This is a genomic window from Nibrella viscosa (assembly GCF_039541875.1).
In the GTDB taxonomy this organism is placed as follows: domain Bacteria; phylum Bacteroidota; class Bacteroidia; order Cytophagales; family Spirosomataceae; genus Nibrella; species Nibrella viscosa.
The window spans coordinates 337,515-363,989 of sequence record NZ_BAABHB010000002.1 but is presented as its reverse complement, the minus strand read 5'-3'; the positions used below and the strand labels follow the sequence as shown (position 1 = coordinate 363,989).

The 26,475-nt window shown below is 58.0% G+C and carries 17 protein-coding genes; 4 read left to right on the top strand and 13 right to left on the bottom strand.

The features are described from left to right. Positions 1-21 precede the first annotated feature (21 nt). On the top strand, positions 22-2,850 hold the full coding sequence (locus tag ABD931_RS06115) for a 3-keto-alpha-glucoside-1,2-lyase-like domain-containing protein (protein ID WP_345265003.1): 2,829 nt from the start codon (positions 22-24) through the stop codon (positions 2,848-2,850). Here the strand turns inward: ABD931_RS06115 and ABD931_RS06110 are convergent. Beyond that, entirely contained in the window at positions 2,813-3,199 is a 387-nt protein-coding gene (locus ABD931_RS06110) for a hypothetical protein (protein WP_345265001.1), read from the bottom strand. The genes ABD931_RS06115 and ABD931_RS06110 overlap by 38 nt on opposite strands. Before the next feature lie 370 nt (positions 3,200-3,569). Here ABD931_RS06110 and ABD931_RS06105 point away from each other — a divergent pair, with 370 nt between their 5' ends. After that, positions 3,570-6,515 (top strand): SusC/RagA family TonB-linked outer membrane protein, encoded by a 2,946-nt coding sequence (locus tag ABD931_RS06105; RefSeq protein WP_345265970.1) that lies wholly within the window; start codon positions 3,570-3,572, stop codon positions 6,513-6,515. 85 nt (positions 6,516-6,600) lie between these two features. Continuing rightward, complete coding sequence (locus ABD931_RS06100; protein WP_345264999.1) at positions 6,601-8,268, top strand: RagB/SusD family nutrient uptake outer membrane protein; 1,668 nt, start codon at positions 6,601-6,603, stop codon at positions 8,266-8,268. Positions 8,269-8,358: 90 nt separating this feature from the next. Here ABD931_RS06100 and ABD931_RS06095 read toward each other — a convergent pair whose 3' ends face one another. The 6 genes from ABD931_RS06095 to ABD931_RS06070 all read right to left on the bottom strand — a co-directional run bounded on the left by ABD931_RS06095 (position 8,359) and on the right by ABD931_RS06070 (position 16,970). Beyond that, on the bottom strand, positions 8,359-9,822 hold the full coding sequence (locus ABD931_RS06095) for a M48 family metalloprotease (protein WP_345264997.1): 1,464 nt from the start codon (positions 9,820-9,822) through the stop codon (positions 8,359-8,361). Positions 9,823-9,991: 169 nt separating this feature from the next. Further along, positions 9,992-12,955: a serine hydrolase gene (locus ABD931_RS06090; RefSeq protein ID WP_345264995.1), complete on the bottom strand. Its 2,964-nt coding sequence runs from the start codon at positions 12,953-12,955 to the stop codon at positions 9,992-9,994. Positions 12,956-12,974: 19 nt separating this feature from the next. Continuing rightward, the gene (locus ABD931_RS06085; RefSeq protein ID WP_345264993.1) at positions 12,975-13,994 is read right to left on the bottom strand and encodes a Gfo/Idh/MocA family protein; all 1,020 of its coding nucleotides are present in this window, start codon (positions 13,992-13,994) and stop codon (positions 12,975-12,977) included. Beyond that, the gene (locus ABD931_RS06080; protein WP_345264991.1) at positions 13,991-15,241 is read right to left on the bottom strand and encodes an MFS transporter; all 1,251 of its coding nucleotides are present in this window, start codon (positions 15,239-15,241) and stop codon (positions 13,991-13,993) included. Before ABD931_RS06080 ends, ABD931_RS06085 begins: the two co-directional genes overlap by 4 nt. A 21-nt stretch (positions 15,242-15,262) precedes the next feature. Further along, the gene (locus tag ABD931_RS06075; protein ID WP_345264989.1) at positions 15,263-15,913 is read right to left on the bottom strand and encodes a cyclase family protein; all 651 of its coding nucleotides are present in this window, start codon (positions 15,911-15,913) and stop codon (positions 15,263-15,265) included. Next, the gene (locus ABD931_RS06070) at positions 15,876-16,970 is read right to left on the bottom strand and encodes a tartrate dehydrogenase (RefSeq protein ID WP_345264987.1); all 1,095 of its coding nucleotides are present in this window, start codon (positions 16,968-16,970) and stop codon (positions 15,876-15,878) included. The genes ABD931_RS06075 and ABD931_RS06070 overlap by 38 nt, the downstream gene beginning before the upstream one ends. 371 nt (positions 16,971-17,341) lie before the next feature. On the opposite strand from ABD931_RS06070, the gene ABD931_RS06065 reads away from it, so the two are divergent. After that, a complete protein-coding gene (locus ABD931_RS06065) occupies positions 17,342-17,650 on the top strand; it encodes a LacI family DNA-binding transcriptional regulator (RefSeq protein WP_345264985.1) in 309 nt (102 codons plus the stop codon). Between the two features lie 25 nt (positions 17,651-17,675). On the opposite strand, the gene treZ is transcribed toward ABD931_RS06065, so the two are convergent. From treZ to ABD931_RS06035, 6 genes are all read right to left on the bottom strand, one after another. Next, the gene (treZ, locus tag ABD931_RS06060; RefSeq protein ID WP_345264983.1) at positions 17,676-19,529 is read right to left on the bottom strand and encodes a malto-oligosyltrehalose trehalohydrolase; all 1,854 of its coding nucleotides are present in this window, start codon (positions 19,527-19,529) and stop codon (positions 17,676-17,678) included. A 109-nt stretch (positions 19,530-19,638) separates the two neighbouring features. Next, complete coding sequence (locus ABD931_RS06055) at positions 19,639-21,237, bottom strand: alpha-amylase family glycosyl hydrolase (RefSeq protein ID WP_345264981.1); 1,599 nt, start codon at positions 21,235-21,237, stop codon at positions 19,639-19,641. A 94-nt stretch (positions 21,238-21,331) separates the two neighbouring features. Further along, positions 21,332-22,939, bottom strand: coding sequence for an alpha-amylase family glycosyl hydrolase (locus tag ABD931_RS06050; RefSeq protein ID WP_345264979.1), 1,608 nt, complete (start codon positions 22,937-22,939; stop codon positions 21,332-21,334). Between the two features lie 215 nt (positions 22,940-23,154). After that, positions 23,155-24,474: a sugar MFS transporter gene (locus tag ABD931_RS06045; RefSeq protein ID WP_345264977.1), complete on the bottom strand. Its 1,320-nt coding sequence runs from the start codon at positions 24,472-24,474 to the stop codon at positions 23,155-23,157. 41 nt (positions 24,475-24,515) lie between these two features. Beyond that, a complete protein-coding gene (locus ABD931_RS06040; RefSeq protein ID WP_345264975.1) occupies positions 24,516-25,685 on the bottom strand; it encodes an N-acetylglucosamine-6-phosphate deacetylase in 1,170 nt (389 codons plus the stop codon). Continuing rightward, entirely contained in the window at positions 25,682-26,473 is a 792-nt protein-coding gene (locus tag ABD931_RS06035) for a glucosamine-6-phosphate deaminase (protein WP_345264973.1), read from the bottom strand. Before ABD931_RS06035 ends, ABD931_RS06040 begins: the two co-directional genes overlap by 4 nt. Between the last annotated feature and the right edge of the window lie 2 nt (positions 26,474-26,475).

Below are 26,475 nucleotides of genomic sequence, written 5' to 3'. Positions count from 1 at the left end.
TTGCAAATCAGCCTATTACTTATGAAAGCATTGGCGTACCTCGTTTTGGTTGTTCCCGTTCTGTACGTATCTTCCCATCAGGCACCGGCACCTACGACGTTGGCGTTTGAACGGGATTCAATTCCGAAAAGCCGGCAAACAGACAGGTACGACAACTTTACCGACTGGGCTATCTACCGGGGTGATAAAAAAGCCAATCAGTACGCCGAGCTGGCGCAGATCAATGCCACCAATGTACACCAGCTCCGGAAAGTCTGGGAATACCATACCGGCGATCCCAAGGGGCCGTCTATGTACAGCAATCCCATTATCGTGAACGGCCTGCTGTATTTTACCACGCCCAGGCTTCATGCCGTGGCCCTGAACGCCGTTACAGGTAAGCAGGTTTGGGTGTTTGACCCGGCCCGGTATAGTGCAGATAAGAAAGAGTTCCGGGGGCGTAGCCGGGGAGTGACGTATTGGGAAGACGCCGGCGGCAAAAAGCAGCGGATCTTTACCTTCGTGAAGGACCGGGTATATGCGCTGGATGCCGGAACCGGGGCGCTGATCGAGTCGTTCGGGGAGAAGGGCTTTATCGATTTACGGAAGAATCTCCCGGTTGATCCGGCCAAGGCAGACATTGAGGTTACCACGCCGGGAATCGTATACAAAAACTTCCTGATTGTCGGCTCGCGGGTGCCCGAAGGCGAAGACTCGACCCCAGGCGACATCCGGGCCTACGACACCGAAACCGGGGCCTTCAGGTGGATCTTTCATACCGTACCGCAGAAAGGAGAGTTCGGGTATGATACCTGGAAACGGGTAGAGGGGGTAACCTACGGCGGGGCTAACCCCTGGGGAGGGTTTTCGCTGGACGAAGAACGCGGGTGGGTTTTCTGCGCTACCGGTTCACCGGCCGCCGATTTCATCTACGGCGGAGACCGCCAGGGCACTAATCTGTTCGGCAACTGTGTGCTGGCCCTTGATGCAACCACCGGTAAGCGCAAGTGGCATTACCAGACCATTCACCACGACATTTTTGACTACGACAATCCGCCGGCCCCCATGCTGACCACCATCACCGCCAACGGAAAATCCAGCGATGCGGTGGTCCAGTTTACCAAAATGGGACTGACCTTCGTGCTGGACCGGGACACGGGTAAGCCCCTGTTTCCGGTGGTCGAAATGCCCGTGCCACCTTCGGAAGTACCAGGTGAAACTGCCTGGCCTACGCAGCCGTTTCCGCTGAAGCCGGCCCCGCTCAACCGCCTGATCCTGACGGAGGCCGATCTGACCAACATCACCCCGGAATCCCGTGCGTCGGCCCTGAAGCAATTCCGGAAATACAAAACCGGCTATCTGTACACTCCCGCTTCTCAGCAGGGCACCATCACGCTGCCCGGTCACCAGGGCGGTATGGAATGGGGTGGCGGCTCGTATGATCCTTATGCCGGCGTGGTCTACGTTAACGTGAACGAAGCGCCCACCATCAATCAACTGGTTCCCTACCAGGATAAGGGGGACCTCGCCCTGGCGACTGCCGCCGAGCGGGGGGCCATGCTCTACAACAGAAACTGCACGTCGTGCCACGGGGCTAACCGGCAGGGAAATCCACCAGCGTTTCCGGCGCTTACCAACCTCAAGCTGAGCAGCGCCGAAATCCGCACCGTGTTGCATGCCGGTCGGGGTATGATGCCGGCGTTTTCGCAGTTTACCAACCAACAGGTAAACGACCTGGTCGCTTTTCTGGAGAGCCGCCCGCAGGAGGTAAAGCCGGAAAAAGTTGTCTCTTCGCGGGTACGGTACGCCAACGAAGCCCCCTTTTTTGTAGACCCCTACGGCTATCCGGCCATTGCCCCGCCCTGGGGCACACTCAACGCCGTTGACCTGACCACGGGCGACATCCGCTGGAAAGTGCCCCTGGGCGAATACCCCGAACTGGTTGCCAAAGGTATCCGCAACACCGGCTCCAAGAGTTTCGGCGGACCGGTTGCCACGGCCGGCGATGTGATCTTTATGGCCGGTACCCCCGACGAAAAGATTCGGGCCTTCAGTAAACATACCGGCGAGGGACTGTGGGAGTACCAGTTGCCGGCGGGAGGCTACGCTACCCCAAGCGTTTACATGATCGACGGCAAACAATACGTGGTGATTGCCGCCGGGGGGGGCGGTAAAAACGGCACCAGATACGGCGACTCCATCCTTGCCTTTGCCCTGCCCGACGCCGATGACCGGCCCTCGAACCAAACAAAAACCGGAACCGACTGGATCGACCTTTTCGATGGTGCTACCCTAAATGGCTGGGTGCAGCTCAACGGTGCCCATACCTATGCGGTGGAAGATGGCGCTATCGTTGGGCGGACCCAAGAAGGCAGCCCCAACTCGTTTCTCTGCACAAAGCAAACGTTTGATGATTTCGAGCTGGAACTCGACGTCACGGTCGACAGCGTAACCAACTCAGGTATTCAGATCCGCTCCAGGGCCAGGCCCGTGACGGTCGGCAAAGGCCATGATCTGCGGGCCGGACGGGTATATGGCCCGCAGGTAGAAATGCAGCGCAACCACCGGCCGGGTACGCCCACCACGGGTCTCATTTATGGCGAAGCGCTCGGCACAGGCTGGCTCTCCTCGCCCGATAAAATCCAGAACGGCCACCATCTGCTGAACAACGAGGGCTGGAACCGGCTGCGCATCGTTGCCAAAGGGCCGCGCATTCAGACTTGGCTCAATGGCCAACCAATTGAAGATCTCACACATGAAGGCGTTTACAAGTCGAACCCCAGCGGGTTTATCGGCCTGCAAATGCACGGCATCAACGGCAAAGGCCCCTACGTTATGCGCTGGAAGAATATCCGACTCCGGCGGCTTTGATTAGTGGTATGGTTTTGACTAATCCAAAGCCTTGATGGATTGACCATGAATAAAGGATAATACAGCTATACCTGAAACTTACGCCGACCCACAGCAACCAGCGAGCGTAAAACATAGGGCGGGTTTGCCAGAACAGCAGCACCACCCCGGCCATGTAAAACGCCGACAAGGTGGCCTGGTGCACATCAAAGGCCGTGGCCGACATAAATCCACGCCAGTCGGCAGGCGGAGGAAATCCGGCCAGGAACTGACCACTGCAATGGGCCACAATAATCCCGATGAGGGAAAAACCCCGGAGGGAGTCAATGACCTCCAGCCGCTCTTCCTGCCTGCGAGTACCAGTTTCCATACTAGATGAGGTTTGATGGATTGACCCAGGCAAGGCACTAACCCACTGGCAACTCGCCTACTGATTTTGGGTAATCGGTCGCTTCTGCTGCGTAGCCAGCCGAACGTTTTAAGTGAACGAAAAAATGAGCGCTTTAGCAGCCATTCCACTTGATAAAAAATTAATTTTTTATCAACTTTTAATCTGCTGCCTGAAAAGCATTTAACTTATACCCAATTTGCGACCCTTAATGCTTCCCCCAATCATGAAACACTTTACTTACTCACCTCCCCCATTCCGACTACAATGGAGTCTTTTTTTGCTTTTTGCGCTGTGGATTACCAGGCTTCCGGTAAACGCCCAGTCAAAGCTGCTGGCTTCGGCCGGTAAGATGCCACCTGCGGCCAGTAGCCCCCGGCAAATAGCTCCGGCCGAGCTGACCGTAAAGGGACGTGTACTGGATGGCGTTACCAAAGAACCCCTCACCGGTTGCACGGTCGTTATTAAAGGCACCATGAAAGGCACCAGTACCGATGCCAACGGCGCCTATACTATTGTAGTGCCAGACGGCAACGCCGTGCTGGTCTTTGGCTTCATTGGCTACGAAAAGGCAGAGGTACCCGTCAACGGGCGAACCAACCTTGATGTCACACTCAAAGCCCTGGCATCTGAGCTGGATCAGGTCGTTGTGATCGGCTACGGTACTACCACTAAAAAAGACGCCACCGGGGCGCTGAAGACCGTCAAAAGTTCTGAATTCAACCGGGGTATCATCAACTCGCCGGAGCAACTGCTGCAGGGGCGCGTGGCCGGGGTCAACGTGACCTCAGCGAGTGGAGAGCCAGGTGGCCGGCAAAACATCACCATTCGCGGACCGGGTGGGGTTCGTACGGGCAGTACGCCCCTGTTTGTCCTCGACGGTATTCCGCTGGACAACTCCAGTTCGAACGGGGCCACCTCCAACCCGCTGAACTTCCTGAATCCGCAGGACATCGAAGCCATCGACGTGCTGAAAGATGCCTCGGCCACAGCAATCTACGGTGCCCGGGGTGCTAATGGGGTTATTCTGATCACCACCAAGAAAGGGAAGGCAGGCGCAGGAAACCTGACCGTGTCGGCCAACGTGGGTATCTCCAACGTAGCCCGGCCGCTGCCGCTTTTCTCCGCCGACGAGTATCGGCGGCAGGTAGTAGCCGTGGGCGGGGTGGTGGAAGACCAGCGGGCCAATACCGACTGGCAGCGCGAAATCAGCCGGACAGCCATCACCCAGGATTATAACGTAGCCTTCAGCGGAGGTGCCGAGAAACTGACGTATTACGGCTCAATTGGTATGCAAAACCAGGAGGGCGTGCTGAAAAACAGCAAACTCAACCGCTACACCGGCCGTTTCAACGCGTCTCAGAGGTTTATGGAAGACCGGCTGACGCTGGATGTCAACCTGACGGCTTCGCAGACCGTCAACGAGCGCCCACCCATCGACGGTGTTCTGGGTGCGGCCCTTTCGGCTAACCCCACCTTCCCCGCCTACGATCCCGCTACAGGTACCCCGGCACGATACCAGGCCTTTACCAATCCGCTGATTACACTGGCCCTGCAAAAAGACCTGATGACCATTAACCGGGTAGTGGCCAGCATTTCACCGTCTTTCAAGGTCACGAAAGACCTCGTTTACAAGCTGAACCTGGGCGTCGACAATGCCAGTTCGACCCGCGATCTGCAGTCGCTGGCCAGTGCCGTGCCGCAGCAGGATGGCCGGCTCGAAAGCATTTACGGTACCAACCAGAACGTGCTGATCGAAAACTACTTTACCCACACGCTGGCGCTGAACGACCATAATCTGACATCGCTGGTAGGTCATTCCTATCAGAAATTTGTAATTCGGGGCCGGAACTGGAGCATCAACCGCTTCCCGATTACGCCCATTGAGCCGATCAACAATCCGAGTCTGGGTCAGGAACTGGCACTGGCTACCAACCGGCCGGGGGGCTTTGCCATCGAAAATGAATTGCAGTCGTTCTTTGCCCGAGCCAATTACCAGTACAAGAACCGCTACCTCCTCACGGCCACGGTACGGGCCGACGGATCGAGCAAGTTCGGAGCCAATAACAAGTATGGGGTGTTCCCTTCTTTCTCGGCCGGCTGGCGGTTGTCTGAAGAAGCCTTTATGCAATCGGGTCCCTTCTCGGATCTGAAACTCCGGGCCGGCTGGGGGCAGACGGGTAACCAGGAGATCCCGTCCAAAATCACCCAGGCGCTGTTTACCTCGAGTACCTCGGCAACAACCAGTTACCCGCTCGACAACTCGACCAATTACCCGGCCGGTACCACCTACACCCGCCTGGCCAACCCGGATATTCAGTGGGAGGTATCAACTCAAACCGACATTGGGCTGGATTTTGGTCTGTTCAATGGGGCGTTGACCGGGGCGGTTGATTATTTTCGGAAGGTGTCGGGCAAAATTCTGCTTGAAGTCATTCCCGCCGATCCCATTCAGCCGGCCGCTACTTACTGGACCAACGTGCCGGACATGACCATCACCAACCAGGGTCTGGAGCTGGATTTGAACTACCGCTATGTCAGTCAGGGAGGTCTCCGGCTCGATGTGGGCGGAAATGTGACGTTCATCAAAAACGTAGTGAACAACTCGCCGTACACGGTGATCACGTCGGGTTCGGCGCAGGGTCCGGGGCTTACCTCCGCTACCGTCAACGGCTACGTGAACGGTCAGCCCATTGGTACGTTCTTCCTGCGCGAGTACATCGGCATCGACGAAAAAGGCGTGAGCAAATACCGCGACATAGACGGCGACGGCATCGGCGGAACCGACAAAGACCGGATTGCCGCCGGCAGTGCCTTACCCACGCGGCAGTTTAACGTCAACACCAGCGTTGGCTACAAGGGCTTTGACCTATTGGCCAATTTCAACGGGGTGTCGGGCAACAAACTATACGACAACACAGCCAACGCCTTTTTTTACAGAGCGCGGCTGGTAAAAGGGCTGAATGGTACGCCCGAGGCTATCGGCGAGGCCAACGAGTCGATCAACAACGCGGCTCCGGTATCGACCCGCTTCCTGAAGGATGGGGCTTTCTTCCGGCTGAACAACCTCACGCTGGGCTATACCCTCAATCCCCGCCTGATCGGCATGAACCGGTGGATCAACAACATCCGGCTCTCGGCTACTGGCCAGAACCTGTTCGTGATTACGAAATACAACGGCTTCGATCCGGAGGTAAACACCGACCGGACCGTCAACGGCATCTCTTCGTACGGCATCGATTACCTGAGCTACCCCAGAGCGCGTTCGTTTGTATTCGGCATAAATATGACGTTCTAAAATGTTCCAGGTTTCAAGTTCCAGATTGCTGACGCAGTTAACATGAAACCTGAAACTTGAAACCTGGAACCTGACACTTAAAAACATGAAAAAGACCTATATAACCTCCCTCATTCTGACCGGGCTGATTAGTGTAACCAGTTGTACGAACCTGGTCGAGAACGTGCTGGACGAAGCGTCGGTAAGCGGACAGACCGACAAACAGATTGCCGACGGCAACATTGCTCCGGTATACGCCCGCCTGCCGGACATCTTCCTGCACACCAATTATTTTGCCATTCAGGAGATCTCCAGCGATGAGGCCATTCTGCCGTACCGGGGTGGTACCGACTGGGGCGACAATGGTATTTACATTGCCCTGCACCAGCATACATCTACCAGTACAGACCCCAACCTGCGCAACACCTGGAATCTGCTGACGCAGAGCATTTCGCGCTCCGTATCGGCCCTGAGTGCGCTGCCGACCGTAAACGACCCCAACGTAAAAACCTATATGGCCGAAGCACGGGGTATGCGGGCGTACTACAACATGTTGCTGCTCGACCTGTTCGGGCTGGTCTTTGTCAAGGAAAGTCCGCAGGCCATCTCGGAGATCCGCCGGGGTGAGCAGGCGCTGGAGTACGTAAGAAGCGAGTTTCTGGCCGCCGAGCCGGACCTGCTGACCACCGTTGGTCCCGGTCGCCTGACCAAGGCCGCCGTGTGGGGTCTGCTGGCCCGGCTGCACCTGAACGCGGCCGTCTACCGGGATCGATACGCCACACAGTTTACGTTTAAGCCCGAGGACATGGATAAGGTGCTTGAATACACCGACAAGATCATCAGCTCCGGTCAGTACCAGTTGGCGCGGGATTATTTCTCGATCTTCAACTCCGACAACCATGATAACAAGGAGTTGATCTTTGCCGTTGACCAGCGTGCCGAACTGAACGGACATAACCGGATGGCCTACTTCTCGCTCTCGGGCGACCAGTTTCCGCTACCGGCTTTTCCGGCCGCCAACGGTACCGACGGTCCGGGCATCACGCCTGATTATTACCAGACCTGGACAGCCGCCTACACCGACCCGACCGTTGATCCGCGTTTTTACAAGCAGAACATGGTCATCCCGGCCGACTCCTGCGTATCGGCCGACAATTTCAACATGAACCGGGGTATTTTGCGGGGGCAGCAATATGGTCTGCTTCGGCCAACCGGCACGTTTATCCGGTGCGGCAACAACTACCGGATCGGGCGGCTGACAAACGTGACCCGCAACCGGCCTACCCTGCCGGTAAACTTCACCGAGCGGATTGATTTTACCGTACCGGGCAGCGATTATAACACCGGCTACCGGGTGCTGAAGTACGAGTTCAGCAAAAAGTCATCGTCGGGCCGGAACCTGGGCGATGCCGATATTTCGATTTTGCGACTGGCCGATGTGTACCTGATGCGGGCCGAAGCCAAACTGCGCAAGAGCAATGATGCCGCCGGTGCCCTGGCCGACGTAAACACTATACGGGCCGCCCGGACCGCCACCACACCCGCCCCGACGCTAACCAGCATGAACCTTGACCTGCTGTATCGCGAGCGTGGTTTTGAACTGTACTGGGAAAACCTGCGCCGGACCGACCAGATCCGGTTTGGTAAGTACGAGGATCGCTGGACCGAAAAGACCAACAACGATCCAAAGAAGCGACTCTTCCCCATTCCGCAAAATGCCATCGATGGAGCCTCTAACCTGCCGGGCTATCTGAAGCAGAACGATAGCTACTAACCGCGCCCAACAACGTAAAAAGCCCTTCAGCATCTATGCTGAAGGGCTTTTTGTTTATGCAGTTGCCGGCCTCTTTTTCGGGCTAATCCCTTAGCGGGTCACCACCTTGAGCAACGCGCCCCGCGTAACGCGGTCGCCGGCTTTCATGCTGTTAAGTACCCCCAGCTCTTCGACCCGGCTGGCGGGCATGCCCATGGCGGTAATTACCTCCTGGAATGTGCCATCACGCGGAGCCTGCTGGATACGAACCCGCTCCGGCTGACGGTTCAGCTTGTCGGGGTCGGTGAGCGGACGGAAGTTCTCGGCCACGGTCCGAAACGTGGGAAAGGCCGCGTTGAAGTTGGCCGCGTAGGTAAGGCCGTGCATGACAAAAATGCTGTTGCCCATCTGGTACAGCCAGGAGGCAATCTGTAGCGTATTCTGGGCGGTCTGTTGCTGTTGTTGTCCTTCCTGCGGGAGTTGCTGCGAGACAAGAACAGCCGCCGGGATGCCGTTGATGGTTGTTTTGGTGCTCTCCAGCACACGTAGGTTCAGTTGCTTCACCATGTTCTGGGCGGCCTCGTCCAGCGAATTACCCTGGGCACCCATCAGGATCATGGCCAGATTGCCCTGCTGGGGAGCCATCTGGAACTGAATGGGCGAATTCTGGTGCTGCCAGCCGCTGGGTACCGGAAACTGGAACCGCAGTTCGGGATGGTAGAACATGTTAGTCTCCACAAAGCCCTGCTTGGGGTCTTCGCCGTACAAAATACCATCGATCATCCGCAGGTACGATTCGCGATTGATCTGGAAATTGGCAGGATTCTTGGCCTGATACTCCGACGCCAGTTCGTGAACCCGGCTGAAGCGGTTACCCGGATCGGGGTGCGTCGACAGGATATTCGGCACCAGCTGACCCGACTTTTCGGAGATGCGTTTGATGGTCGCAAAAAAGTTGGCCATTTGGTGCGCGTCGTAGCCGATCTTGCTGGAATACTCCACGCCCAGTTTATCGGACTCCGACTCGTGGTCGCGGCTGTATTTAAGCATCAGCAGCCCGAGGCCCTGCTGAGCCTGCTCGGCAAACTGCGCAAACGTGGGTGAAATAACCGCCCCGGCAATAATCCCGATGGTGCTCAGAATCTGGCTGCTCTGCTGCCGCGCCGAATGCTGGGCCGTAATATGCCCGATCTCGTGGCCCAATACGCCGGCAAACTCGGCTTCGTTGTTGAAGTGGGCCATGATGCCCCGCGTAAAATACACGTACCCACCGGGTACCGCAAAGGCATTGACGACCGGCGAGTCGACAATGTAAAATTGGTAAGGCAGGTCGGGCCGGTGCGAGATCTGGGCCATGGCCTTGCCCTTCTGGTTGATAAAATCGGTTAGCTTTTTGTCTTCATAGAGGCCCATGGTCGCTACTACCGAGGGGTGGGCCTGCTGGCCCATCGCAATCTCCTGCTCCTTAGACATAAATACCACCTGACGCTTACCGGTAACCGGGTTCCGCGTGCAGGCCTGCAGACCAATAAAGGCGGTCAGCAAAACCAATCTGGCTATTTGTGTTGTGCGCATTTTCAGACGATTAGATAATCCCTTAACCTCCTGAGGGGTGTTTAACCAACCAGTGCCCGGGAGGTCTATATACGCGGGCACTTATCACGTAAACTAAAAATGATGTATGTTTTGTTTTTTCGTTTACGCACAGGTTAGACCCGACTGCACCCATTACGTTTAATTGGCTTTATTTTTCGGCCAGGGGATGCACCGCCATGCTCAACCGGCGCAGAAAATTATTCAGCGTTTGCGCGTGGCCACCGGGTGGATTCCCGTCGTTGCCCAGCCGGACAATGACCATATCCCACTCCGGAATAACTATGCAGAGGTTATGGTTCAGACCGGCGGCAAAATAAGTACCCGCCGGCGCGTCGGGCATACTCCGGCGACCGTCTTTGTGAACGCCGTTGACCCACCAGTTGAACCCATACACGCCCAGGCCGTCGGCCCCGCGCCGGTCGGTGTCGGCTACGCGAATGGTTGTCGGCACCTGAGGGCGGGTAGCCATGCGCACCCAGTCGGCCGGAACGACTTGCTGATTACCCCAACGCCCCTGGTTCAGAAACAGGTGCCCAAACCGGGCAAAGTCCAGCGCGTTGATGGTAAAACCCGTGCAGCCGTTCCGGATGGGTGTAGTGCCCAACTGACCTTCTGTACCCCATTTGGTAACAGTAAAGCCGATTGGCGCAAAAATACGTTTATTCGCCAGATCCAGCAGATCCCGGCCGGCAACCCGCGTCAGTACCCGCCCAAACATCATCTGGGCTTCGTCCCAGTAGGCATACTGCGAGCCCGGCGCAAACAGGGGTTCGTCTGGCAGGTAGGGATTGGGTGACCAGTCTTCGCTGGGTTCGTTCCAGCGGCTTTTGCCCTGAGCGCTGTAGCCGCTGGTCATGGTGGTAAAATCGCGCAATGTTACGTGGGGGTATTTTTCCTGCAATACCGGTTCAATGCCGGCGGCTTTGGTATCCAGCGCCACCTTACCGTTGGCGATGAGCAGGCCCAGCAGCGTACTGGTCACCGATTTGGTGGCCGACCGGACATCGACCGGCTTTTCGGCTTTGGCCCCTTTGTAGATGACCACCCCCCGGCGCACAATAACCACGTGCTCTACGCCATCGACGCCCGTGTGCATTCGCCAGTAGTTCAGCGCGTGCTGCATGCCTACCGGATCAACGCCTACGTCGTCGGGCGTCCCCTCCCGCCATTGCGCCGTCGGGAAAGCCATCGCGGTGACAGTTTCGGGTAGTTTCCGGACCACGGCGACCCAGTCTTTCGAGGTCTCCGACGGGGGCCAGCCGGTCCAGGTCAGGCCGGGGCCGCGCACCTGTCTGATGGTGCCAGGGCGCAGGTCGCCACCGGTGCGGGGATTGAACCAGTTGATTTCGTACCGACCCGGATTATCGCCCAGATCGAAGCGGGTGCCGCCCCCGTTCGGCAGGTATAAAGCATAAACTTCGTCGGGGGCGGCCAGCCCATATATTCCCTGCCCTACAATCTCCTCCGCCATGGGCTGCATCCGGTAAAAAGGCAGCTGTTTCTGAAAGAAATCCAGTGCAATACGACCCTGCCGGTACATGGCCTCGCGGGTGCGCCAGTTCTGGCTCGACAGATCACTGTTGGGGCTGTTGTTCTGCCAGCCGAAATACCATTCGGCACCGGCACCACCAGCCATGAGCGTCCCCCACAGCCCAAACCGGCGGGGGTCGTTATGCTCCGGATCATCGGCATCGGGCAGCGTGCCGAAGTTGGCTCCGCCCAGTTCGTCGGCCGACACCACCCACGGATGTCCGCTCTGCTCGCTGGCCCGGACAAAATGCCGTACGTGGGTGGGCACATCATTCCAGAAAAAATCCTGGATGGCCGTACCGGTAAACGGTTCAAAACCCAGCAGCGGCTCAAACGTCTCGCGCAGGTTTTTGGCGTGCCAGTGGTCGTTGTGGATGACAATGTTCTGCCGGTAGGGATTCAGCCGGCGCAGCCAGGCCATGCTCTCCTTCTGATGCTGTACCGGCTGCACGTTTTCCTCCCCAAAATTCCAGGTAATGGCCGGGTGGTGTGCAAACCGGGCTACCAGTTCGCGCAGGTACAGTTTACGCTCCGGACCCAGACTACCCCGGTCGAGCAGGTGATCGTTTTCGGTCTCCTGCAATACAATGTGCAGCATCATGCCCCGGCGGGTCATATGGCCGAATACCACCTCCCACTGATCCAGCCTGGAGCAGTCGAAACGGTCTCGGGTCCATGGTTCGGTCCAGGGCCAGACGTTCCGGCCGTCGCCGTTGACGTTCATCGTCAGAAAATACATGGCGTTGATCCCCTGATCGGCCAGGTAGTTGATACCGCCGATCAGGCCTTTCCCCTTGCCGTTCTGCCAGGCAGGATCGCCCGGTCGCCAGTCGGGCACATGGGGTTCGTACCGCATCAGTCCGTCTTTCAGCGCGGGTAAGGCGATTATGCCGTTGGGAGCCGGGGGCCTATGGTCGGTGCTGACATCGCGGAACGTACCGTCGAAATCGGCATAGCCCAGCAGCGTTTCGGGGCTGCCCACTCCGCTTTTCAGAAACCAGGTGCTGTCGCCGGCAAAGCGCAGATACCGCTTGCCGACGTACTCCAGCGCTCCCCTACCGCGCAGGTCAGGGGCTTTTTTATCGGTTGCGCTAACGCTAAACCGACCCGCCTGTCCGTGCAGCGGCTGCCAGGGCCGGCCCGCGTTTTCGTCGTCGGCGACGGTCACATCGGTTCCCGTGCGGAAGGATACGCTCCAGCGCCATTCGCCCGGCCGGTTGGGGGCGAAGTATACGCGCCATTTATTGCCGCCGGTCGCCGAGGTTTCGCCGGCCCGGCCGTCGGCCGCGTAAAAACCGGCTACCCGGCGGGCTTCTCCGGTGGCGGCATGAACAAACGTCACATCGAGCCGGTAGTCGCGGAACGGATTCGGTTGGGCGGTTTCGCTGGTCTCCGGCCCGTCGAAAGTAAGTGCCACCCGATGCCACAGCTTGAGTTCCCCGCTTAAGTCGGCCGCAGCCGCTGGTGGGGTCTGAACGCTTGTCTGACGATCAGTTGATTTTGCCCGATGGCCCGGCGATGAATAGCCCGTTATGGCCAGACCGGCAGCAAGGGCAACGGAGAAAAGGAGGTGCGTATACATGGCAGGTAGTAAAGGAATCTTAGGATGTCTGCTGATTATAAATAGTTTCCTGCACGGCCAGATTGAGCAGGTAATCGGGGCCGCTGGTTTCAAAAACCTGACCGGCACGTAGCTGGTCCACAAAATGTTGCTGGCAGGCCCGTACGCAGTCACCGGCAAAGCCCCGGTTTTCGTGGGCATAGCGATGTTCATACGCCGGTTTCCCCAGCGGCTGTACAAACAGGGTGCCGTCGCCGGTCAGCCGGAGACTCCCCCCGGCAGCATCGATCCGGAGGTCGTCGGCAAAGGTATAACGGGGATTGGCATACTGGCTCTCGTTGTAGCGGCTCATGTCCAGAATGACCTGAGTACGGCCGTCGACCTCCAGCACTACTACGCCACTATCCTCCCCGGCAATGGCCTCGTTACGCCGGGCAAGACGGGCAAAAACGCCGGTAACCCGGCCACCCAGCAGATAGCGTACGGTATCGATCAGATGAATACCGGTTTCGTAGATCAGCAGCCGGGGGTACGTCCGGAAATACGGTTGCCGGGCCAGGTAGGCATCGGGTTGCCAGCCGTCGCCCATGCGCATCCGCCAGTAGACGGCGTACACGGCATCGCCCACCACCCCGCCGGTAAGCAGTTTCTTCAGCTCGCGGTGCCAGGGCTGGAACCGGAAGTTCTCGTGGACCATGAACGGAATGCCGCACTGCTCCGTGAGGGCCACCAGCGCCTGAGCCTCCGGTAGAGAAGGGGCCAGCGGTTTCTGGCAGATAACCGCCACCCCCCGCCGGGCGGCTATTTCTACCAGCGCCCGGTGTGTATCGGGTGGGGTAACAATGTCGACAAAATCAGGCTTCTCGCTTTCTATTGCTTCATCCGGATCGGTATACACCGTCGGCAGGTTCCATTCGGCAGCGTACGTGTTGGCCCGTTCGCTATCTACGTCGCAGACAGCCGTGATCTGCACCTCCGGAATCCGCTGCCAGGCATCCATATGAAACCGGCTGAAATACCCGGCCCCAATTAGTACCCCTTTCAGTTTTCCTTCGCTCATATGGCCGTGAGGTGAGGTTGGTGGTCGTAAAAATGTTTGCGCAGCCAGAAGAAGATGGCCAGCACATTCAGCGCGGCTCCCAGAAAGAAGAAGGGTGTGACGCTCCCGGTCCAGGTTTTCAGGTAGGGAAACGCCAGACTGGTCAGAAACGAGCCTATATTGCCCGCCATATTCATGGTACCGGATACCATGCCCGCATTGATCTTGCCAATATCGACGCAGAACGCCCAGGACGGCGGCAGCGTCATATCGGCCCCAAAGATGGCGATGGACAAAAAGAAAATGGCACCACCCACCTCCGTCTGCCCCACACTGAACAGCAGCCCAATGGCCGACAGCCCAAAGCCCGTTACAGCAGGAATCAGCCGCGACCGGCGCAGGCTACTCCGCCGGTACAGCCGGTCGATCCACCAGCCGGCAAACCAGTTACCCACCGCCCCTGCCAGCAACGGTGCCGACGCCCACCAGCCCGTATCGACCGCACTCAGATTGTATTTCTCCTGCAAATGCGGATACAGCCAGGTGAGTGCAAAAAAGAACGTGAAATTGGAGCAGAAATACTGCGCCATCGCCAGCCGGACGTTGGGGTCCTTCAGGTAGTGCCCCAGCGGCTTTGCGGTAGTGCCCGGCGCTACGGCCGGCCGGTTTGCCCGGATAAAGTCCCGCTCCGGCTCCGACAGGGCTGAGTGCTGCTCCGGCTCATCGCGAAACACCAGCCACCAGGCCACCGCCCATATAAGGCCGATGCCCCCCAGCACGGCAAAGGCCAGGCGCCAGCCCTGCACCTGAATCAGCCAGGCCACCGCCGGTAACGCAAAGGCCGCCCCCAGCCGTGAACCGGAAAAATTGATGCCGGTCACCACCCCCCGCTCCTGCATGGGTATCCAGGAGAACGTAGCCCTGGCCATACCGGGAAACGCACCGGCCTCCCCCGCTCCGAACAGGAAACGGACTACCAGTAAGGACACAAAATTCCAGCAAAGTCCGGTCAGGGCCGTCAGCGCCGACCAGAAGGTAACGATGCCCGCCAGCACCCGGCGGGGGCCCAACTGGTCGACAAGCCGGCCGGCGGAGGCCTGGAGCAGGGCATAGCCCAGCGCAAAGCCAGACAGCACCCAGCCCATCTGGGTATCGGTCAGGTTCAGGTCGCCCACGATGGGGCCTTTTGCCACCGAAATGCAGATCCGGTCGATGTACAGCAGCAGGGCCAGCAGAAAGGTACCCAGTATGATGATGTAGCGAAACATAAGGTTCAGGGGAACGGCTGCTTACGAAGTCAGCAGCCGGTTATCGTTTTCCAGCGCAATGACCCTGGCCGGAGCGCCATCGCCCCGGTGGTACTTGATCGGTAAGGCAATAAGGGTGACAGCATCCGCCTGAATCTGCTCCAGGTTGCAAAGCCCTTCGATGATGACCACATTCCCGCCCAGCAGGATACGATGGATATGCGTTACCTCATCCAGATTGGTCACATCGGCCACTGAAGGCGGCTCTACGCCCAGCATCCGCACCGACCGGGCTACCAGCCACCGGGCAAGCTCCTCACCAATGCGCGGGAGTTCCAGCCGGAAGGCGGGCTCGCTGATGCGCCGGCTCCAGCCGGTCTGGATTAGCAGACTGTCGCCCGGCTGAATCTGGTCGGCCAGGGTGCCGAGGTCCGCTACCGTGTGGATGGCTTTGGGTGGCGTATCGGGCAACCGCAACACCCACGCCCGGCCGATGCACTGTTCCAGGGGTAACTGGTCGATGGTCTGGTCGCTGACGCCGAAATGCAGGGGCGCGTCCATATGCGTACCGGCATGGGAGTACAGATGCAGGGTGGTGGCGTTCCAGCCGTCCCGGTCGAGGGTGCGGGCGGGCTCCCAGTCAACCCCCGGCATATTACGCTGATACGTGCGCGTGAGATCGATGTACCGCATGGTTTCTGAGTTCGGCGCAGATAGCCTCTCCTACCTGCTGGGTGGTGGCGGTGCCGCCCATATCGGCGGTGCGGAGGCCCTGAGCCGTTACAGCATTGATGGCGCTGAGTACTGCCCCGGCCGCTTCGGTCTCACCCAGATGCTCCAGCATCAGGGCCCCCGACCAGATCTGGCCAATGGGGTTGGCAATGCCCTTTCCGGCAATATCGGGAGCCGAGCCGTGAATCGGCTCGAACATCGACGGAAACGTCCGTTCCGGATTGATGTTGCCGCTGGGACCGTAACCCAGGCTTCCCATGATGGCCCCGCCCAGATCGGACAGAATATCGCCGATCATGTTGGTGGTCAGCACCACATCGAAAATTTCGGGACGTAGCACGAAGTTGGCCGAAGCCGCATCGACGTACATCTTGCGGTAGGTAACATCGGGGTACTGAGCCGCCACTTCGCCAATGACCCGGTCCCAGTACGCCAGTGAGTGAATCAGCGTGTTGGATTTGGTCACGTTGGTCACGTGTTTACGCCGACGGCGGGCCAGTTGAAACGAGTAGTGCGCAATGCGTTCGATACCGAAGCGGGTAAACACGCTGGTGTCCGTGGCTACCCCGTACGGACTGTCGCCGTGTACGATCTTGCCGTTCTGGACAAACTCGCCCTCGTTGTTTTCGCGGATCACCACAAAGTCGATGTCCTGCCCGGTCTTGTTCCGCAGCGGGCCTTCGATACCCGCCAGCAGCTTTACCGGCCGGTAGTTGACATACTGCTGAAAATTCGTCCGCACTTTAAACGTGTAGAGCATCGCGGGCAGGGTGTCGTCTACGTCCGGCAAACCCACTGCACCGAAATAAATCGCGTCGAACTGTCGGAGCGTATCCAGTCCGTCGGCCGGCATAAAATCACCGTGCTCCCGGTAGTAGCCGGCACCCCAGGGGAAGTGGGTGACCTCCAGTTGAAACCCGAAGCGGTCGGCAACGGTATTCAACACCTGTAGGCCTACCGGAACAATTTCGTGGCCGATACCGTCGCCGTTGACGGCAGCAATTTTATAACGATTCATGAAGCTAAGGGTATGATTGACTACTGTCTTTTAGATTTTTTCGGGAAACCTGGAAAAAGCTCCCGTTGCGGAAGGGGCTCCCGGAAAGTAAGCACTAAAAGAATAGCTGCTTTTCCAAACAAGCCTTCGAAAATAGTTCTGCAAACGCTTGCGAAAACCGTTGCAGAACCGTGAACAAGCTGGCGCTGCCGGCAAAAATTGCGTTTCTTTACTGTCGGCCAATGCTTATCGGCAACCGCCCGACTTGTATTTTTTCTGTATGGAGGAAATTAGCCTGAAAACCATCGCGCAGCAACTGGGCTTGTCTATTTCGACCGTTTCGCGGGCGCTGCGAAACCACCCGGACATTAAGGTAGTCCACCAAAAAAGCGGTGCTGGCGCTGGCGGAGCAATGGGAATACGAGCCCAATCAGCTCGCCCATCAGCTCCTGAACCGGCGCAGCAATACCATAGGCGTAATTGTGCCGAAGATCAGCTACCCTCTTTACTCGCAGGCCATCACCGGCATTGAAACGGTAGTTGAGCGGGAAGGCTACCAACTACTCATCTGCCAGTCGGGCGCTGTATACGAAAAAGAAGTCCGGCAGGTGCAAAGCCTGCTAAGCTTCCGCGTGGCCGGCCAATCTGCAGATTGGTCAGAAACGGCTGGACGGGTACTACCAGGCCCTGCGGGATCATAATCTGGCCATCTGATTGCCCGCGATTCTATCTAGAACCTACCCGCCCTTCATATACCGTCACACTCACCGGCGGCAGACTCAGCGTCTGGCCGGCTCCGGTCTGCGCCGGCAACGGATTACCGGTCGGTTCGCCGGCATCCAGCCACTGCGCATCGCCGGCATCCAGCAGTTTCTCCCAAGTTTCCGCCCAGACCGGCATCGTATGTGAAATGGCCTGGTCAGACAGGTTGAAGAGGCAGACCAGGTGCTGCTGCCCGTCGGCGCTCTGCCGGTGCAGGGAAAAGCCCTCCTGCCCGATGGTGTTGACATGTACATCGCTTTTGTTGACGTTCAGCAGCACGGGATGCGTCCGCCGTAGCGTAATCAGCGCTTTGTGCCACTGCCGCATCAACTCGTGTTTACCTTGATTGCGCACCTCCCACCGTAGTTTCGACTGATTGAAGGTATCCTCAGCCTGCGGGTCAGGCGGCTCCACGTCAAAGCCGAAAGCCGCAAATTCTTCTTTCCGGCCTTCCTGTACCGCCTTCACCAGATCCTTGTCGGAGTGGCTGACGAAGTAGAAGAACGGCGACTCATCGGCGTACTCCTCGCCCATGAACAGCATCGGTACATAAGGCGACAGCAGCACGGCCGCAGCCGCTACCTTCAGTCGCCCAAAATCGACCAGCAGGCACAGCCGCTCGCCCCTGACCCGGTTACCTACCTGATCGTGGTTCATGTTGAACACCACAAAGCGGTCGCCCGACACACCCGCCGACGAAGCGCCGTACCGCCGTTTCCGGAACTTAACCCACTCTCCGCTGTGAACAAAGCCGTCGGTGTAGGCCTTGGCCAATTGCTCTATCCGCCCGAAATCGGCGTAGCGTTCTTTGCCTTTTTCGTCGATGAGCACGTACAGCGCGTGGTGAAAATCGTCGAGCCACTGGGCCGTAAAGCCAAAACCACCGGCTTCGGGGTGTTTGACCACTTTCGGACTGTTCAGGTCACTCTCGGCAATCAGGTAAAGCGGTCGGCCCAGTTGCTGTTCCAGCAGGCTTTTCTTCTCGTGCAGCAAATCCCAGAAGCTGATCGCGCCACTGTCGAAAATAGTATGAATGGCATCCAGCCGAAGGCCATCGATATGATACTGCTCAAACCAGTGCAGGGCGTTGTTCGTGAAGTACTCCCGGACGCCATCGGACCAGTCGCGGTCGAAGTTAAGCGCATCGCCCCAGGGCGTGCAATACTGATCGGTGAAGTAAGGGCCAAAATGCCCCAGGTAATTACCCTCCGGTCCCAGGTGGTTGTACACGACATCCAGAAACACCGCAATACCGCGCTGGTGGCAGGCATCAACCAGTTTTTTAAACTGGGCGGGACCGCCGTAGGAGTGCTGGACGGCGTACGGAAACACGCCATCGTAGCCCCAGTTGCGGTTGCCGGGAAACTGCGCTACCGGCATCAGCTCCAGGGCGTTGATACCCGTTTCGGCCAGCTCGTCCAGCCGGGGAATAATGGCCTCAAAGGTACCCTCGGGCGTAAACGTTCCAACGTGGAGTTCGTACAGCACCAGATCTTTGAAGGGCAAGCCCCGCCAGTTGCTGTCCTGCCAGGCATACGCGCTATGATCGACCACTTCAGAAGGGCCGTGAACGCCCTCCGGTTGAAAATGGGAGGCCGGGTCCGGGTAGTCCTTTTCGTTGTCGGGCCGAAAAAAATAACGGGTGCCGGGTGCTATGTCTTCGGCTTCTGCCTGAAAATAGCCGAACTCATCCAATTCCATATCGATGATTTGCTCCCTGGGATGAACCAGGTGCAGGACCATCTTCTCTTTCTCAGGTGCCCAAACGGCAAAGGTGCAGCGGTTGTCGCCCGCGTAGTTCGCACCGATATTCTTCATAACGTTCTATGTCAATCTTTTTGAGAGAAAGAGTCGGCCGGGCCTTTATGTTTATCCACAGCCGCCTTTTTGAGTAAAAGGCACAACATCCCGGATGCGATTGCTTTTGTTAGTCCAGCCGGATAAGGAGTCCTTCATCGCCGGCCAAATCCAGCACATCGGCCACCGCAATGCCTTCCCGCTCCGGAATAGTCGCGACGGCTACGGTACCTTTCAGGGACATAGCTCCGGGTTTGAACACGGCTGTTTTATGGCCCAGGTTCAGCACAACGAGAAAGCTGGCGTGACCCTGGGCTTCCCGCAGAAAAGCCAGTACCTGTCCGTCGGCCTGAACGGTCTTATAATCACCGCTATGCAGGGCCGGTTCCTGCTGGCGCAGGCGGATCAGGCGCTGGTGCAGTGAGAGCATGGAGGCCGGGTCGTCCTGCTGTTGTTTTACGTTTACTCGTGGAAAATCGACCGCTATCCGCAGCCAGGGCGTTCCGGTGGTAAATCCGGCATTGTCGCTATCGTCCCACTGCATGGGTGTACGGGCCGGGTCACGGCTTTTACCCATATTGATGCCCTGCGGGTCCTGAAACTCTTCTTTCGGAATCGGCACGTCGCGCATACCAATTTCTTCACCGTAATAAATAGTCGGCGTGCCGCGCAGGGTCAGCAGCAGCATGGCCGCAACCCTGGCCTGCTCTCTGCCCACCCGGCTACCGATGCGGGGTTGATCGTGGTTGCCCAGCACCCAGTTGGGCCAGTCGCCCGGCTTCAGCAGCTTTTCGTAGTGGTCAATGGCGTCGGCCAGTGGTTTAGCCTCCCAGGGCAGAAAAAACAACTGGTTGTTAAACGCCAGGTGTACCCCCTGCCCGTCTTCGCCGTGGTAATCTACCGCTTCCTCCACGGGCAGGTAAATCTCCCCAATCATCATCCGCTCCGGATACTGGTCGAGCACATCCCGCATCTGCGCGACAATATCGTGCACTTCCGGCCGGTCCGACGAGTAAATGGGCTTGAGTTTCTGGTCTTCGTTCATGCCCTCTTTGTAATCCGGATTTGGAGGGTTGTCGCGAAACTGATCATCCTTAATCATCAGCCACATGGCATCCACCCGAAAGCCGTCGACGCCCTTATCGAGCCAGAACCGCATGACGTCAAACATAGCCGTGGCTACCTCGGGGTTGCGCCAGTTGAGGTCGGGCTGCGATTTCAGGAAGGAGTGGTAGTAAAACTGCTGCGTGGCTTCGTCCCATTCCCAGGCGCTGCCGCCGAAAACGCTCAGCCAGTTGTTGGGCGGTTCGCCCCCCTCCTTGCCGTCGTGCCAGAGATACCAGTCGCGTTTTGGATTGTCGCGGGACGAGCGGGACTCCTGAAACCAGGGGTGCTGGTCGGAGGTGTGGTTGGGCACCAGGTCCAGCAGCAGTTTCATGCCCCGGTTATGCGTTTCGCGCAGCAACTCGTCGAAATCACCCATAGTTCCGAATAGTTCGTGAACGCCCCGGTAGTCGGAGATGTCGTAGCCAAAGTCGGCCATCGGCGACGGGTAGATGGGCGATACCCAGACGGCATCGACACCCAGCGTCTGCAGGTGATCGAGCCGGCTCAGGACACCCCGCAGATCGCCGGTGCCGTTGCCAGTACTATCCTGAAACGAACGGGGATAGATCTGGTAGATGATCCTCCTCTGCCACCAAAGGGGGTTGTGCTGTACTGGGGTCATTTATACGTTGAGTTTAACTGTTTCAGGTTTCAAGTTCCAAGTTGAGAAGGACTTGTCCAACTTGAAACCTGGAACTTGAAACCTGAAACCTCGTTCAATCCAACCTAACAATAATGCCTTCGTCACCACCCAGGCTGATGGAATCCTCTATCCGGCTGCCTTCAAACTCGGGGAAGGTGGCGAGCTCGACGGTACCCGCCAGTGGGCCGTGCTTCGGCTTGACATAGCAGGGGCGGTGGCTCAGATTGAGCACCACCAGAAAACCCGGATGTCCGTCGGCCTGCCGCATAAACGCCAGCACCTGGTTGTCGGAATAAACCGGCACGTAGTTACCAACCATCAGCGAAGGCTGCTGCTGCCGTAACGCAATCAGTCGCCGGTACAGCGACAACATAGAGTACGGGTCGTTTTTCTGAGCCTGCACATTTTCGCGGGCAAAATTCCGGGCGAGCCGCAGCCAGGGTTTGGCATTGGTAAATCCGGCATATTCGCTGTTATCCCATTGCATGGGCGTGCGGGATGGGTCGCGGCTCAGGTTCTTGTCGGGCATATTCAGGCCCTGCGGGTCCTGCACTTCCTCAAACGGAATGGGAACATCGCGCATCCCGATTTCATCGCCGTAGTAAATGGTTGGCGTGCCGCGCAGGGTCAGCAGCAGCATAGCGGCCACACGGGCCTGCTGCACCCCCACCCGGCTGGTGATGCGCGGCTGGTCATGGTTGCCCAATACCCAGTTGGGCCAGCCCGTTGGCGGCAAGGCCGCTTCGTACTGGTCAATGGCTCCCGCAATCAGCCGGGCATCCCAGGACAGCGAGAGGAGCTGAAAATTGAACGGCAGGTGAGCGCCTTTTCCGTCGATACCGTAGTACGTCATCAGTTTCTGGATGGGCAGGTAAATCTCCCCGATCATCATCCGCTCGTTGTACTGGTCGAGCACCTCCCGCATTTTCCGGACAATATCGTGTACCTCCGCCTGATCGGTCGAATACACCGGGTACAACTGCTCATAGGTAGCCATGTGCGGCTGGTAGTCGGGGTTGACCGGATTATCGCGAAACTGATCGTCTTTGATCATGTGCCACATCACATCCACCCGAAAACCGTCGACGCCCTTATCGAGCCAGAAGCGCATCACATCCAGCATGGCCTGCTGCACCTCCGGATTGCGCCAGTTGAGGTCGGGCTGCTCTTTCAGAAAAGCGTGGTAGTAGTATTGCCCGGTTTGTTCGTCCCACTCCCAGCCGGAGCCACCAAATACGCTGAGCCAGTTATTGGGCGGGGAGCCGTCGGGCAGCGCATCTTTCCAGATATACCAGTCGCGTTTGGGGTTGTCGCGGGAGGAGCGGGACTCCAGAAACCAGGGGTGCTGATCGGAAGTATGGTTAGGCACCAGATCCAGAATCAGCTTCATGCCCCGGCTGTGAATTTCGTTCAGCAGTTGGTCGAAGTCGTCGAGGGTGCCGAACAGGGGGTGAATGCCGGTATAATCGGCAATATCGTACCCAAAATCAGCCATCGGCGACGGATAAATGGGCGAGAGCCAGACGGCATTGATGCCTAACCACTTCAGGTGGTCGAGCCGGCGGATAATGCCCTGTAAATCACCGATACCGTCGCCGTTGCTATCCTGATACGAGCGGGGGTAAATTTGGTAAATAACGTCGGTTTGCCACCAGAGATGGGGTTGCGGTTGTTCCTCCATTATGAATCTGTTTTTCCGGCCGGATACCCGGCCATTCGCGGATTACGCTGAGAGCGCGAAATAAACGGAATAACAGCGAGACCACGCAGCCGGCCCGGTTTTCTTATCCTATAACCCAAACAGCTTAACCCCATTTCGGATTAGGGACTTCGGATTGGGGATTGTATACCCGCCCGTCTCGCGTTACAAACGCGGATGAACCAGCGAACGTCCGTTCACCGGCTCCAGCGCCGGAGTTTATGGCCGTATAGTGCATAAAAGGCCAGGTAGCCATAGCAGGGCAGCAACACCCAGTAGGCGAGCCGATGGTCGAGCGCATCAGCATAATAGCCGTACACCAGTGGCATGATGGCGTTGCCGCACAGGCCCATAATCAGCACCGACGCTCCCACTTTGGTAAAACGGCCCAGGCCCGTCAGCGCCAGCGGCCAGATACCCGCCCACACCAGCGAGTTGGGCAACCCCAGCGCCACCACAAACCAGAGCGATACGTCTGACGTATGGCCCAGCAATCGGACCTGCCCGCTGAACAGCAGGATACCCAGGCTGAACCCCAGCCCCAGGAAGGTGCAGATGCGCAGGGCGTTCACCTGCCGTATCCAGCGCGGAATGGTAATGATGCCGATGATGTAGCCGCAGATGGTGGCCGTCAGGATGTACGACGGAAACACTTTGGCCTCCAGCAGCGAAATACCCATGGACCCGGCATAGCCGATCACCGTATCGATGGCGATCACCTGCGAACCCACATGCAGAAAAATAGCCAGTGCCCCCAGAATCAGGTGCGGAAACTGCAGGATGCTGGTCTTGTCGGAATTGGCCACGGCCACCTCCTCCGTTTCCCGCTCCGTATCAATTTCGGGTAGTTTGGAGAAGCGGACCATCAGCCCCAGACCCAGCAGCACCACGCTCACGCAGGCGTACGGGGTAATCACCCGCTGGACCAGTTCGTCCAGGGCGGCATCTTTCATGGCCGGCGACATACTGGGCAGTTGTTTGAACAGGTCGCTGTCGGTAGCCCGCAGGATTACGGCCGCAAACAGCAGGGGAGCCAGAATACCGGCCGCTTTGTTGCAGATCCCCATGATGCTGATCCGCTGGGCCGCCCGCTCGATCGGTCCCAGAATGGTAATGTACGGATTGGCGGCCGTTTGCAGGATGGCCAGTCCGGTACCGATGGTAAACAGACCGGTGAGGAAGGTGAGATAGGTGCGGGTCAGGGCGGCCGGCACAAAGATCAGGGCACCCAGCGCCATCACAAAAAAACCGTACATCATCCCCTGCTTAAAACCCACCCGCTTCAGCAACCGCGACGCCGGCACCGACATCACCAGGTAGGAGATGTAAAAGGCGAATGCCACCAGGTACGACTGGAAGTTGGTCAGCTCGCAGGCAATCTTGAAATACGGGATCAGGATGGCGTTGATCCAGGTAACGAAGCCGAACACAAAGAACAGCACCGCGATTATGGCAATGGAGATCGTGGTGTCCCGCCGGCTGAGGGTATTGGTATTTTCGACTTTGGTGGCAATCATGATTAAGAGGGTTTAGGAAAAGCCGGCGTGTACTCAGGCAATCACCCCTGCCACACACACTCACCCGCTTTATACGTCTCTAAAAGCGCTAAGGTGGGGTCATTATACCGAAACAAAACCAGATCGGCCGGGGCACCCGCCTGCAAACCGGCTTTCTGCGGCCGCTTCAGCAGCCGGTTGGGGTACAGCGAGGCCATATCCCAGGCCTGCGGCAACGGCACAATCTCTTGCCGAAGCAGGTGCTGCACCCCCCAGAGCAACGACTGCGCCGAACCCGCCAGCACCTTCGGCTTACCGGCTATGTGCAGTTTCCCCTCCTCCGTGAGTACCACCTTTCCACCCACCGGCGACTCATACGCACCCGGCGGCATACCGGCCAGCACGGTGCTGTCACTCACCAGTATGGCTTTCTGCCGCTTGACACGAAAGATGATCTTCAGTACCGAATCGGGCAGGTGAAAGCCGTCGGCAATAACACTGGCTGTCAGCTTGTCCTGCGCGAGCTGCTCCCAGATGTAGTTGGGATGGCGCGGCAGCATCTGATGCGTGGCGTTGCCCAGGTGCGTCGACAGGGTGGTGCCGGCCTGTACAGCTTCTTGTATCTGCTCCGACGTAGCAGCCGTATGCCCAATGGAGACAAGCAGCCCTTTTTTGACACACTGCCGGATAAAGGCCGGTGCCCCTGACCACTCCGGCGATAAGGTCAAAAGTTTAATTAGTCCACCCGCTGCCTCCTGAAACGATTGCAGCAGAGTCTCATCAGGCGCGCTCACGTACTCGACGGGGTGAGCGCCCACGGGTCCTTCTTCCATTGAAATAAACGGCCCCTCCAGGTGTATACCCGCCACTGCTTGCCGAACGAGCTCCGACCGTTCACAGGCCTTGTGGATAGCCACCAAAGCTGACCGCATCCGCTCGTAATCGTTGGTAATAACCGTGGGACACAAGGCCGTGACGCCCTGCGCCCACAACGCCCGCACCAGCGCTTCTATATCCGCATCCGACAAGCCCGGCCGGTTGAAGTCGATGCCCTGAAAGCCGTTAACCTGCAAATCCGTAAGACCAGGAGCGATATACGGCAGCTCCTGAGCCTTTTGAACGGGCAGCGGGCGAATCTCCGTAATCAGGCCATTGTCAATGCGCACCTCAATGGGTGCCCGGCTTTTGTAATGCAGGCCCGTCAGGCGACGCTCATCTCTACTCCCGTTCACCGCTCCTCCTTTCCTCCTTGCTCCCACCCATACGAATCCGTATCGACATACAATGTGCAAACCGGATGAGTGCGCAGAATGGAAGCCGGGCAGGCGGTAGTAATGGGTCCGTTGAGTACCTGATAAACAGCTTCCGTTTTGGTCTTACCCGGTACCACACAGAACAGGTGATGCCCCGCCATCAGCGTCGGTATCGTTAGCGTCAGGGCCTCTTTCGGAACAGCATCAAATGCCGGAAAGCAGCCGTCGTTGACCTGCTGCTGCCGGCACATAGCGTCCAGCGCTACCCGCTTGATTACGTTAGAATCGTTGAAATCGGCCACGGGCGGGTCATTGAAGGCAATATGCCCGTTCTCGCCGATACCCAGGCAGACGATGTCGATGGGTGCCTGTTGAAGCAGTTTCGTATAAGCCTCGCAGGCGGCATCAGCATCCGAAGCCGAACCGTCTATCAGGTACACGTTGCGGGGAGCCACCCGGTCGAACAGCTTATGACGCAGGAACAGGGCGAAACGCTGGGGCGCGTTTTCGGGCAGGCCCACGTACTCATCCATGTGGAAGACATCAATACGTGACCAGTCGATGCCGGGGGCCGATACCAGGTAATCCAGCAGTTCGTTTTGCGAAGGCGCAGCGGCAAAGATCATGCGCACAATGTCCTGCTGCGCCAGCAGTACCAGTATTTTGGCGGCCACATCCCGGCCGGCTGCGGCTCCCATCGCCTGCCGGGTTTGGTAAACCTGGACCCGGAGCGAATCCACCGTTTCAGTTTTAAGCAGTTGGTTCATGT